This is a genomic window from Staphylococcus sp. HMSC057A08 (assembly GCF_001812925.1).
Taxonomy (GTDB): domain Bacteria; phylum Bacillota; class Bacilli; order Staphylococcales; family Staphylococcaceae; genus Staphylococcus; species Staphylococcus hominis.
In genome coordinates this window covers 69,557-81,622 of record NZ_KV810857.1, presented here as the reverse complement: position 1 = coordinate 81,622, position 12,066 = coordinate 69,557, and the positions used below count along the sequence as shown (strand labels likewise).

The window sequence follows — 12,066 nt, the reverse complement described above, 5'->3', positions numbered from 1 at the left end:
TTTAATTTTAGCATGGCATTGAAATGAAGTGTGTGATAATTTATATTTTACACAACATAGACGAACTTTAATCCGAAATAAAGAGAAACGGATAAATGTCTGGAGGAGAACTTTAATGTCTGAACAACACAATTTAAAAGAGCAACTTTGTTTTAGTTTGTACAATGCACAAAGACAAGTAAATCGCTACTATTCAAACAAAGTCTTTAAAAAGTACAATCTTACTTACCCACAATTCTTAGTTTTAAGTATTTTATGGGAAGAATCCCCTGTAAATGTTAAGAAAGTAGTCACTGAATTAGCTTTAGATACAGGTACAGTATCACCCTTACTAAAAAGAATGGAGAACGTTGATTTAATTAAACGGGAACGTTCTGAAATTGACCAACGTGAAGTATTTATTCATCTTACTGAAAAAAGTGAAAATATTAAACCCGAATTAAGTGATGCATCTCAAAAAGTTGCCATCGCTTCTTCTTTGAGTAACGATGAAGTTCATGAACTTAATCGTCTATTAGGTAAAATTATTACTGCTTTTACCGAAAACAAATAATGTGACATGCTAGTACTAAACTAATTAAAGTTATTCATTTCAAAATGTAATTTATATATTTATCAATAGTAGAAAACCTGAGATCATTTTTTAAAGCTATCTCAGGTTTTTTATTTTATAATTTATTAATATGAATCATGCGATTTAAATAACCCTTATTTTGACTTAATGATACATAATCTCCGTACTCAACAACCTCACCTTCAACCATTACGATAATGGTATCGAAATATGGAAGTAAGTCTAAATCATGTGTAGCAACAACTAATGTTTCTGCTTGCTTGTTAATTTCTTTCATTACATTGGTCGTATTATCTTCATCAAGCGCTGTAGTTGGCTCATCTAATAGCCAAATGTTAGATGATTTTAAAAATAAACGTGCTAAAGATAAACGTTGAATTTCACCGCCAGATAAAGAAGTTCCATCTAAAGTCAATTGCGTGTTCAAATTTAAGTAACTTAAATTCAACATATTTAAAACATCGATTAAGTTTTCATCTTTTTGATTAGATAATAAATTTTCTCTAACAGTACCATCAAATATTTGTTGGGATTGTAATAACGCATTGATTTCATTATATCTATCGTTTTCATTAATTTGAGTAATAGATTGTCCGTATAACTCAACACGACCTTCTTCTATTTCATATAATCCACATAGCAGTTGCATTAACGTACTTTTCCCTGAACCAGAAGGTCCAATGATAGCTACTTTTTCACCTTTATGGATGGTTAAATTAATATCGTTTAATACTAATGTTTCTTGATTAAAATATTTAAATTTTAGATTAGAAATACTAAATACAGGTTCTTGTTTCGTCTGTACAGTTAACTTAGGTGTAGTGATCGAAGAATGAAACACCTCATTAATATCTGTTAACGCTTGATCTGTATCTGCTTTATAATAAGCAAAATTACTCATTGGAATAGCCTGTTCGAACAAAGTTAAAATCATTAATATCATACTCGTTACATATATAACATCTAAATATCCATGTTCAATTTGTACCACGGCTAAAGCTAAACTTAAAAAAATCGTTATAATAGAAATGAGATTCAATATATAATCATAAAATGTTAAAAAACGATTTTCTTTAGCTTGTAATCTATCATAGTATTCTAATGACTTAACGACTTTCTTTTTATATGCATCTTGTTGATTAAAAGTAATTAACTCTTGATAACCCGCTTTATAATCATAAAACTCACCTAACATTTTTTGTTCATGAGTAGTAACTTGTTGTTTAAGTATGCGTACACGCTTAGCACTTAGCCATGGTATAATCCATAAATAAAATAGCATACTTATGACAATTAAAATAGCATGAGCAATACTAAAATAAATTAATGCAACAGCAGCAATTAGCGCAGTTAAACCTATTACAAAAGGAGGATAATATACACGTAAATATATATTTTGTAGTGACTCTACTTTATTGACCATTCTTGAGATTAAATCGCTCGATCTAAATTTACGATAAATATTAGGCACTCTTGGAAAAAGTTGTTTTACAAACTGTACTCTTATATTCCTTAACATTGTAAATGTAGTTCGATGGGATAATAACCTTTCAACATATCGCGTCATAGCACGTAAAAATCCAAATAATTTTACAGAAACGACAAGTATCATCAATGCGTAAATAGGCATGCCTAGTGCACTTTGAGTTACCATATATCCACTTAAAAAGAACATTGTAAGTGCTATTAGGCTTCCGGTAATGCTTACTAATATTGCTAAAAATAAATCTTTATCTAAATGAAATTTAATATGTGGTTTCATCTTTATTCACCACCTTATTTAATTGCGTAGAAATTCGATTATCATCTTTAATAAGATGACCTTCTTTTACATATAAACGTCGGGTTGCACGACGTATAGTCGAATTACGATGTGCGATTGTAATTGTGGTAGCATGCTTAAAGTTATGCTCTAATGTTTGTTGAACAACACGTTCAGTTTCAATATCTAAACCTGTAGTAGGCTCGTCAAATATTAGAATACTTGGACGTAGTAATAGTACTCTACAAAGTTCTATTCTTCTCATTTGACCACCAGATAACATTTCCCCACCTTCACCAATTACAGTGTGAATTCCTTTATTTAAGCTTAAAATCTTTTCTTTAAGTCCTACTGTTTCTAAAGTTTGTAAAATTTTTTCATCTGAAACCTCATTAAACATTGTAATATTATCTTTAACAGACGCTGAAAAAATATATGGCCGTTGGTTTAACATACCTATATCTGTAACTTCAGAATTAAATATAATGCGACCTTTTGTAGGTGTTATCATTTGCTGAATAAGATTCGCTAATGTGGATTTTCCAGCGCCACTTGGACCAACAATTGCAATTTTTTCTCCTTGATTGATCGAAAAAGTTATATCTTTTAAGGCATATAGAGTCGTATTAGGATATTGATAACTTACTTTATCGAAATAAATTTGATTTTGCTGATTCTGATTTATGGTAGGCGTATTGATATTTGATTCTTCAACATTATTTAAAAAATCAAAAATAATATCACTTGCTCCTTCACTTTGTTTACCAGTATGGAAGGCTTGACCTAAATCTTTAATTGCATTGTAAAATTCTGGCGCTAAAATAATCGCAATTACAGCAATTTTAAAGTTGATATGGTGAAACACAACTAAACTTAATGTCGCTTCTAGTGCAATTAAACCAATACCTAACATACTTATAAACTCAAGCATAAGGCCAGATAGAAATGCACTTTTCAAAATTTTCATCGTTAAATCCCTAAAGCGTGTGCTCTCTTTATATATGTGATTTTCCGTTTCCGTTGTTCGTCTAAATAGTCTTAAAGTAATCAAACCTTTAGCTATATTTAAAAAGCGTTGGCTAAATTGATTTAAATACGTCATTTGTTCTTTAGATTCGTCTCGTGTTTTCAAGCCAAAAATAATATAAAATAATGGAATAAATGGTGCAGTAACCGCCATAATAATAGCAGTATTAAGATGTATAAAACACATTACAATAATAATGACGAAAGGTATGCACATAGATTTAAACACTTGTGGCAAGTAATTATTAAAAAAGGGTGTAATTCCATCTATAACTTCAGTTAAAATGTTTGTTTGTACGCCAATTGAAGCTTTAGACTTACTTGTTACTATTTTTTGACGAAGGTCATGTTTAACTTTGTAAGCTAAAATATCACCTAATCGTTGATTCAACATATTAAACGTTACTCTCAAAATTAATACGATTAAAATAGTAAATAACAATGGATAAATAGCTGAAACCTTGTGGTACAAGACTTGATTCAAAAACCCAGCAATTCCAATATTTTGAATCACTACACATATGGCTAACAATACACTAATCATCCCCATAAAAATTGGAAATAATTTATATTTAAAAACTAAATTCATTAAATTTTTCAAATTTCTTCACCTAATGCTTTATTATAGAAGCTTGATCACAAATAATCATTTAATTGATTTCAAAGTTAAGTGACAATATTATGTCATTTCTTTGAATTAATCATCTTCCACACAATACAACAAAATAGTTTTTTATTTCAAAACAACATGACATTATTGTCATATCCACCGGTAATTATTAGTAAATTATTATTTCAATATGCTATGATAATAAAGTGAATTTTTTAAAATAAAACATTTAGCATAAATGAAAGTTCATTTTTTACATAAAAGAAAGAGGTTACTTATGATAATTATTGAATTTATTAAGGCGTTAATTTTAGGTATTGTAGAAGGTCTTACTGAATTTGCTCCTGTTTCATCTACAGGACATATGATTCTTGTAGATGATATGTGGTTACAATCGTCTCAATTTTTAGGTTCTCATTCAGCTTTTACTTTTAAAATTGTCATTCAACTCGGTTCTGTGTTTGCTGCTGCATGGGTGTTCCGTGAACGTTACTTCGAAATGTTACATATCGGAAAATACAAACATGTTGCTCATAGTGAGGGAATGCGTTCTAAACCTCGCCGATTGAACTTACTTCATGTATTAGTAGGTATGATTCCAGCTGGAATTTTAGGTGTTCTTTTTGATGACTTTATTGAAGCGCATTTATTTAGTGTACCCACTGTAATGATTGGTTTATTCATTGGTGCTATTTATATGATTATTGCTGATAAATACAGTACTAAAGTAAAGCACCCGCAAACAGTCGATCAAATTAATTATTTCCAAGCATTTGTCATTGGTATTTCTCAAGCAGTTGCAATGTGGCCTGGTTTCAGTAGATCTGGATCAACAATTTCTACTGGGGTATTAATGAAACTCAATCATAAATCTGCTTCTGATTTCACGTTTATTATGGCAGTCCCAATTATGTTAGCTGCAAGTACATTATCATTACTTAAAAATTATCAATATATTGATCTTGCACATGTCCCATTTTATATCATTGGATTCTTAGCAGCATTTATTGTCGGTTTAATTGCAATTAAAACGTTCTTACATTTAATTAATAAAGTGAAGTTAGTACCATTTGCGATTTATCGAATCGTACTAGTTATTTTCATTGCTATTCTTTATTTCGGATTCGGTATTGGTAAAGGAATTTAATGATATCACACTAAAATTCTTTTTGAATTTTAGTGTTTTTTTATAAAAATTTCAGATAACTATTTTAATCTAGTGCAATCGTTTGAATTCCTGTATCATAGGGTAATGAAAGAGAAAGAAATTTTTATGGGGGGAACGAGTATGGACAAAAAACAAGTTATTAAAACAGCAATTAACGTGTTACCGATATTTATCGTACCACTAGTTGTAGAACGTAAAAAAATTAAGTCTCATCCAGATGTTCAAAAAGCTTCGCATGCAACTTCACATGCTACACATACGGTAGCAAATAAGGCATCTAGTGTTAAAGATTACTTTGGTGATAAAAAACAAGAGTTCGATAATAAGCGTGAACTCAAAAAAATTGCTAAAGAAAATGATCCTAAATATATTAAGAAAAAAGGATCAAAATTAGCTAAAAAGAACCATAAACAATCTTCTAAATTAGAGAAAAAACTTCAAAAAAATATTGATAAACGTCATAAAGAAGAAGAAAAAATTCAAAAACATAATGAAAAACAGCGAATTAAAGAAATGAAGAAATATGATAACTATAATGCTGACAGTATTATTACTCAAGATAAAGCGTTACATTCAGAAAAGATTACAAATAAATAATGACAACCATATTTGTTGATGGTGATGCTTGTCCAGTCGTTAATGAAATTATTGATTTAACAGCTGAGACAGGCTTTTTTGTTACGATTTTACGGAGCTTTAGCCATTTTTCTCATTCTCATTATCCAAGTCATGTAAATATACTATACGTGGACGATGGACCAGATGCAGTTGATTACAAAATTATACAACTTGTAACAACGAGTGATATTGTGATTACTCAAGACTATGGATTAGCTAGTTTATTACTAAAGAAAGCTAGAATTATAATGCATCATAAAGGATTTATCTATAACGAAAATAATATAGATATATTACTTCAACAGCGTTATAATAATGCACAAATTAGAAAACAAGGTGGACGTCATAAAGGACCCTCCCCTTTTTCAAAAGAAGACCGACAGTATTTTTGTGATGTTTTTCAAACCTTACTTAATCAATTAATGGAGGATACAAAATGAAACGTATAGCAGTATATTGTGGAGCAAGTAAAGGGAATAATCCCATTTATGTTAAAGAAGCGTATCAATTAGGAAAATATATGGCTGAACAAGGTTATGAACTCATTTTTGGAGCTGGTTCAGTAGGTATCATGGGCGCTATTCAAGACGGCGTACTAGATTACGGAGGCCATGCAATTGGAGTGATGCCTAAAATGTTAGATGAACGTGAAATTACTAGTCAAAAAGTAAGTGAGCTCATTCTTGTAGACTCAATGCACGAACGCAAAGAAAAAATGACTGAATTAGCAGATGCTTTTGTTATGGCACCAGGAGGAGCTGGTTCTCTTGAAGAATTTTTCGAAATGTATAGCTGGGCACAAATTGGTATACATCAAAAACCAATCGGCATCTTTAATTTAAATGGATTCTTTAATCCGCTTCAAACTTTGATTGATCATATGATTGAAGAAGGTTTTATCGATAAAAAATATAAAGCGTTAGCACCTTTATATGACACTAAAGAGGCTCTAATTGATGGATTACTTAATTATAAACCTCTTGGTGTTAGAACCTATGATTGATTAATACTATAAAAAAGATGGGCCAACGAATTCTTTTTGAATTCGTTGGCCCATCCTGGTTTCGGCACCCAAATGTAGAGACTTTCGTGTTGAGTGTTTCTATATTTAGGTTTAGGACTAGCAATAAATTTGTTTTTTATCGTCACATTTTTTATGTAGCCCATGACTTTTAATATGCTAAAAAACCTCTGGGGTTTCTATCTATTTTCTAGTCTTTATTAATATTTATATGTTTAACTTTTTTTGATATCTTACATGTCTTTTAAGTGGATGATATTTACTTAGTTCAGGTAGTTCAAAATAATCAAATAATGACATTCCAATTTTTTCCATTACTTTTCGAGAGGCCAAATTCCCCTCAGCTGTAAGACTAAATACTTCTTCTATGCCTTTTTCTTTTGCATACTCTAAAACAGCCATAGCACCTTCAGTAGCAATACCATTCCCCCATACTTCAGGGATAAGTCGCCATCCAATTTCATATATAGGTAAATTTTCAAAAGGATATTTACTATCTTTTGGTAAGTAGTTTAACCCTATATATCCTAACCATGCTCCTGTCTCTTTAAGCTCAACAGCAAACAGCCCAATTCCTTTTTCCTTTAAAATGTCATCCATTTGTTGCATATCTAATTCTGAACGTCTATAACTTAATAGACTTGGAAAATAGCGTCTTACCTGAGGATTTGCATTCATTTTTTGAAAAGATAATAAATCTTTTTCTTCCCAATCACGCAATCTCAATCTTTCTGTTTCTATATAAACAACCATTTATCCACACTCCATTACCCAAATACAATTATGAAAAAAGTGTGACATGGAGTATATAACCATAACACACTTCGTTTCGTTCATTCTGATTAAAAGATTATTAATTTTTTGAAATGTAACTTATTAATTCGATATGTACTGGAATCTCTTTTAACTTATTACGTTGATTTTTAGGTGCTACAAATGTTGCATCGATATAATCATTACGATGATTAAGTTTGAAAGTAGCTACAAATGTATCACTTTCTGATTCAAAATTTGGCAAGTGTGCTACAACACGTTTAATGTCTCCAGTTGAATGAGTTACTGTACGTCCAGTAATATTTTCAATCTCTTTACCTAATTCTGGAAGTGTAATGTCACGTCCCTCTAAGATTTGAAAATCATGTTCATGCATAGTTATCTCTCCCATACTATAAATTATGTACTGAATTTTATTATTATATTTTTAAACTTTATTTTCAAATATATGGATATTATATTCAAAATGTATTTAAATACTATTACCCTTCTTATTCTATCGCCAAACCTGTAGCCTTTTAAAACCTATATTAGTTACTCTTTGTAGACGAACTAGAACTTGTATTATTATTTGATTGTTCACTATTTGAGTCACTACTTCGTTCTTCAGTACTACTAGAACTTTCATTTGATAAATTCGTTTGTTTTGAGTTATCCTTTTTGGATTTTTCAGTTTCTTGTTTAACTGATTCTTTGGCAACAGAACTATCTACTTCTTTTTGTAACTTTTCTCGTTGCGCATTGAGCTTTTCTTTTTGTTTCTCTAGATTATTTTTTTCATTTTTTAAATCTTTATTTTCTTTTTCTAGCTGTTTAATATCATTTTCTAAAGATACTTTTTCTTCACTTTTACCACATGCTGACAATATTAAAGTCGCTAATAGTAAAAGTACAATCCACTTCTTCATATATTTCTCCTTTAAATATATCAATAACACTTATTTTAACATGAAATGTGGCTTGATTCATTTTATTATTTTAAGTCTTTTCGCATTTGTTTATTATTGGCCTCCACTGTACTTTCGATAGAATGAGCATTTTTTCTATCGCCCATTGTTCTAATGTCAGTTTTAAATTAGTAGCTATCCCACTGTTTAGAAAACGAGGGTGTGTATATAACATTTCAATCGTTACCACTTTCGTACTCGTTTCAAATTGATCTCAAGTGAAAGCAAAAGGTTCTCTAAAATCATGGTTTGACTCAATAACATAAATAATATCTTGGTTCGTTTTTTAATCTTCTCTCAAATATTTCTTGTCTTAACGCTATAGAGAGCGTTGTAGCATAATAATTTAATGCACTTTTTTCTAAGTAATATTCATGAATACGTGCAATATTATCAATTAATTGATAATCAGTAATTGAAAGAATTCTCATTTTATATTCTCCCTATTTATACATTATATTCTTTACATAACTATGATATGATTATTCATATTTAATATGTAATAATCAACTTTTAAAATTTTTAAACATTTTTATTTTTAAGGGGATAATAAATGAAATCGACTGCAACATTAGCCCGTGAAAACAACGTAAAATCAATGCGTTTAAATAATACGGATCGAGAAATTTTTGAAAACTATATGACTTATATTAGAGCAGATTTACGTGTAAATCCACATGATAGTGAACTCATGCTCAATCGTATTTTGAAGGAGTTACTTGCGGCAGAGAAGGAGGGAACTTTAGCTCTTGAATTTTTCGATCATGATCCAAAAGCACATGCTAAAAAACAACTTAAATCCCTACCAAATGAAACAATTAAAAATATTGTTAAATCTATTTTTAGAAATTTTATCTTTTTAGTGGGTATATTCTTTTTCTTTAAAGGGTTTATCGGTTTTTTTATTCCTGATAATCATAATGAAGTATATTTATATACCTTTCCCATTACGCTCTTCATTGGTTTAGCTATTATATTTCTCTTTATTTTAGTCGTTTTTAAAACTGTTCAATTACAATGTTTTAATAATTCGCATTGGATTTGGTGGTTTAATTACTGTATTATCGCATTACTAGTAGTAGCACTGTTTTATGTGTTTTTTATTCCACAGTCATTTTTGGCATATGGACCTAGTATTCGAATTAATAATTGGGCATTTATTATCATCTCTCTAATTATTACACCTATTGCTTTCTATATAGAACATCATTTTGTTGATGAAGATTCAAATACTGTGTTATAAAAATATTAAATAAGAGCCTAGAACATTATTCTCAGAAAAATAACAACTCATTGAGCTATATATAAACAAAATAATTATAAAAAAGACCCTTTTCCTATTATTTCAATAGAAGAAGTGGTCTCTTTCATTTGTCGAAGTATTTAATGTCCTAGACTTTTATTTTCATACATCATCATTTCTATTAATTATTGTATATTCATACTTGAAGATGTAAACGTTTGATCTTTAGTGAACCATATTAAAATCATCCCAATAAAAATAGATAAGGCAGAAACATAAAAAACGTTTTCTAATCCGACCCAATGACTCATTACGCCCCCTAATAAGTTTCCACATAATTGTCCTATTACCATTGCATTAGCAAATAAAGTCGAAGCATAACCAGGAAAGTCAGGTAATATATCTTGGAAATAACTAATACCCAGTCCTAATAAAATCGCTAAATAAAATGCTAAAAATACTTGTCCTATCATCATCATATATATATTTTCAAATATACCAATACTAAAATAGAATAGACCACCACTTATGGCTCCTAGTATAAGCAAAGTGCGTGTAGATAATTTGGATGCTAAAATCCCCAATATAACCATAAAAGGAACCTCTAAGCCGGCACATAAACTTGCTAAAGTACCTACATAACCTTCTCGTTCTTTCAAATATTCTGTAACGAATAATGGCATATTCATTGTATACATCCACTGACCAATATGTAGAAGTATAAAAGCAATAAATGGAATAAATAACGTTTTATCTTTTAACATATTAGGTGCAGTTATTTCAATACTAGCAGTATCTTTAACTTGGTCGTTTATAGTCAGATTTAAATCCTTATAAAAGAATATTTGTAACAACAGTGTAAATAATAAAATGATAACCGTGCCGCCAAATAGCCCTGCATAACCCATAAATTGAATGAGGTATGCACCAATGAGTGGACCAAATAAAAAGCCAAAAGAGAACATTGATCTTAATACAGTATTAGCAAATTTCGCATTATTTCTTGATGAAGACGCATTAATAGATTCTCTAGCAGATGCATATAATTGGGGCATTGCAGGTGCGAATAATCCTTGAAATATCGCATATACTATAATAAATAGCCATATATGATGTATGTAAAAATATATAGAAAAACTAAGTGCCCCCATAAATAGTGCGCAAATAATAAGTATTTTCCGATTAAGATGATGTGTATCTGAAAATCTAGCAACAATCGCATTTACAGTAAATTGACTTACTGCAGCCAAAGCCAAAAGCACACCAAACTGATTTGTCGACATTCCTAGTTCTTTTGTTGCGAATAAAACAAAGTATGGCACTGTAATGGCAATACCCATTCCTAAGAGCATCATATTAATAAGAAATAATTTATAGTTTTTAATATGCAATAGTGCTGAAAACATATACTATACCTCTATTCTTCTTTTAAATTGCAATATTGATTAACTATTATTTAGTAAAATTAAGCATTAAAGATACAAAAGCATCAACTTGTGGTAGTTGCAATATACTACTATCATAACTCATATACGTTGAGCGGATTAACGGAAGACTATCAATATTGACTTTTTCAAATTCAAATACGTGATGATCAATATTCTTCATCATTATTTCTGGAAGAATAGTTACGCCTACACCACTTATTAGCATTTCTTTACATGTTGCCACTTGATCTACTGTAATAGTAGCATGATAATCTTGTCCAAATTTTCCACTATACCAATGATTAATTTGATTTATATATATTGGATCTGCTTGAAATTCAATAAATGGTAATTTTGAAACATCTTCATGACGTTCTTTTGGATAAATAAAATAATGTTCATCATCAAATAAATGGATATTTTTTAAATTCATTACTTTATTTCCTCTAGTAATTAAAAGGTGATAATCTCTATGATTAGACCTAATTTGTTCTGTTGAACCCACTTGAACCTGTATTTCTACATTAGGAAATTGAGTATTATACAAACTCAATACACGGGGCAATATTGTTTGTCCAATTAAAGATGAACATCCTATAGATATGGTTCCATTGACTTCCCCTATATGTGCTTGTATTTTGTCGAAAAACATTTTTTCTCGATTCAACATATCACGTGCATGTTCGATAATCATTGCACCTTCTGTAGTAGTAATCAATTGTTTTTTAGTACGAATAAATATTTCTACTCCAAACGCATGTTCAATTGTTTTTAAGCGTTGTGTGACTGCTGGTTGTGATATATATAAAATTTCAGCAGCTTTTCTTAACGTTTTCGTTTCATCTAATGTAATTAATAATTGATAATCTTCAATTTTCATAGCTTCCCCCTTATGT

Annotated in this window: 14 protein-coding genes and 1 pseudogene; 6 read left to right on the top strand and 9 right to left on the bottom strand. The window is 29.9% G+C overall.

All coding sequences use genetic code 11. The features are described 5' to 3' along the window. Nucleotides 1–115 precede the first annotated feature (115 nt). Nucleotides 116–553 carry a global transcriptional regulator MgrA gene (locus tag HMPREF2881_RS07630; protein ID WP_002449577.1) on the top strand — a complete coding sequence of 146 codons (438 nt, stop codon included), beginning with the start codon at nucleotides 116–118 and terminating at the stop codon, nucleotides 551–553. A 115-nt stretch (nucleotides 554–668) separates the two neighbouring features. On the opposite strand, the gene HMPREF2881_RS07625 is transcribed toward HMPREF2881_RS07630, so the two are convergent. Together HMPREF2881_RS07625 and HMPREF2881_RS07620 are read right to left on the bottom strand one after the other, a co-directional pair. After that, a complete protein-coding gene (locus HMPREF2881_RS07625; RefSeq protein ID WP_064207277.1) occupies nucleotides 669–2,336 on the bottom strand; it encodes an amino acid ABC transporter ATP-binding/permease protein in 1,668 nt (555 codons plus the stop codon). Then, nucleotides 2,320–3,963 (bottom strand): ABC transporter ATP-binding protein/permease, encoded by a 1,644-nt coding sequence (locus HMPREF2881_RS07620; RefSeq protein WP_002488590.1) that lies wholly within the window; start codon nucleotides 3,961–3,963, stop codon nucleotides 2,320–2,322. The genes HMPREF2881_RS07625 and HMPREF2881_RS07620 overlap by 17 nt, the downstream gene beginning before the upstream one ends. A gap of 286 nt (nucleotides 3,964–4,249) precedes the next feature. On the opposite strand from HMPREF2881_RS07620, the gene HMPREF2881_RS07615 reads away from it, so the two are divergent. The 4 genes and pseudogenes from HMPREF2881_RS07615 (at nucleotide 4,250) to HMPREF2881_RS07600 (ending at nucleotide 6,761) form a co-directional block, all read left to right on the top strand. Next, complete coding sequence (locus HMPREF2881_RS07615) at nucleotides 4,250–5,119, top strand: undecaprenyl-diphosphate phosphatase (RefSeq protein ID WP_002449558.1); 870 nt, start codon at nucleotides 4,250–4,252, stop codon at nucleotides 5,117–5,119. A 141-nt stretch (nucleotides 5,120–5,260) separates the two neighbouring features. Continuing rightward, a pseudogene (locus HMPREF2881_RS07610) lies at nucleotides 5,261–5,713 on the top strand (hypothetical protein); the annotation flags it as partial. Between the two features lie 23 nt (nucleotides 5,714–5,736). Beyond that, nucleotides 5,737–6,198, top strand: coding sequence for a YaiI/YqxD family protein (locus HMPREF2881_RS07605; RefSeq protein WP_002449579.1), 462 nt, complete (start codon nucleotides 5,737–5,739; stop codon nucleotides 6,196–6,198). Next, nucleotides 6,195–6,761 carry an LOG family protein gene (locus HMPREF2881_RS07600; protein WP_002449561.1) on the top strand — a complete coding sequence of 189 codons (567 nt, stop codon included), beginning with the start codon at nucleotides 6,195–6,197 and terminating at the stop codon, nucleotides 6,759–6,761. The genes HMPREF2881_RS07605 and HMPREF2881_RS07600 overlap by 4 nt, the downstream gene beginning before the upstream one ends. Before the next feature lie 225 nt (nucleotides 6,762–6,986). Here the strand turns inward: HMPREF2881_RS07600 and HMPREF2881_RS07595 are convergent, their stop codons facing one another. From HMPREF2881_RS07595 to HMPREF2881_RS12065, 5 genes are all read right to left on the bottom strand, one after another. Beyond that, nucleotides 6,987–7,532 (bottom strand): GNAT family N-acetyltransferase, encoded by a 546-nt coding sequence (locus tag HMPREF2881_RS07595; RefSeq protein ID WP_002449584.1) that lies wholly within the window; start codon nucleotides 7,530–7,532, stop codon nucleotides 6,987–6,989. 100 nt (nucleotides 7,533–7,632) lie between these two features. After that, on the bottom strand, nucleotides 7,633–7,929 hold the full coding sequence (locus tag HMPREF2881_RS07590) for a hypothetical protein (protein WP_002449559.1): 297 nt from the start codon (nucleotides 7,927–7,929) through the stop codon (nucleotides 7,633–7,635). A gap of 154 nt (nucleotides 7,930–8,083) precedes the next feature. Next, nucleotides 8,084–8,461 carry an SA0632 family lipoprotein gene (locus HMPREF2881_RS07585; protein ID WP_002449557.1) on the bottom strand — a complete coding sequence of 126 codons (378 nt, stop codon included), beginning with the start codon at nucleotides 8,459–8,461 and terminating at the stop codon, nucleotides 8,084–8,086. A 70-nt stretch (nucleotides 8,462–8,531) separates the two neighbouring features. Beyond that, nucleotides 8,532–8,675 carry a hypothetical protein gene (locus tag HMPREF2881_RS12170; protein WP_330981606.1) on the bottom strand — a complete coding sequence of 48 codons (144 nt, stop codon included), beginning with the start codon at nucleotides 8,673–8,675 and terminating at the stop codon, nucleotides 8,532–8,534. Nucleotides 8,676–8,754: 79 nt separating this feature from the next. Next, complete coding sequence (locus HMPREF2881_RS12065) at nucleotides 8,755–8,931, bottom strand: hypothetical protein (protein WP_002449553.1); 177 nt, start codon at nucleotides 8,929–8,931, stop codon at nucleotides 8,755–8,757. A 122-nt stretch (nucleotides 8,932–9,053) separates the two neighbouring features. Here HMPREF2881_RS12065 and HMPREF2881_RS07575 point away from each other — a divergent pair, with 122 nt between their 5' ends. Next, complete coding sequence (locus HMPREF2881_RS07575; RefSeq protein ID WP_002449576.1) at nucleotides 9,054–9,743, top strand: DUF1129 family protein; 690 nt, start codon at nucleotides 9,054–9,056, stop codon at nucleotides 9,741–9,743. 185 nt (nucleotides 9,744–9,928) lie between these two features. Here HMPREF2881_RS07575 and HMPREF2881_RS07570 read toward each other — a convergent pair whose 3' ends face one another. Further along, complete coding sequence (locus HMPREF2881_RS07570) at nucleotides 9,929–11,149, bottom strand: sugar efflux transporter (RefSeq protein WP_002449565.1); 1,221 nt, start codon at nucleotides 11,147–11,149, stop codon at nucleotides 9,929–9,931. 46 nt (nucleotides 11,150–11,195) lie between these two features. Continuing rightward, nucleotides 11,196–12,050, bottom strand: a complete 855-nt coding sequence (locus HMPREF2881_RS07565; RefSeq protein WP_002488558.1) for a LysR family transcriptional regulator — start codon at nucleotides 12,048–12,050, stop codon at nucleotides 11,196–11,198. Nucleotides 12,051–12,066: the final 16 nt, after the last annotated feature.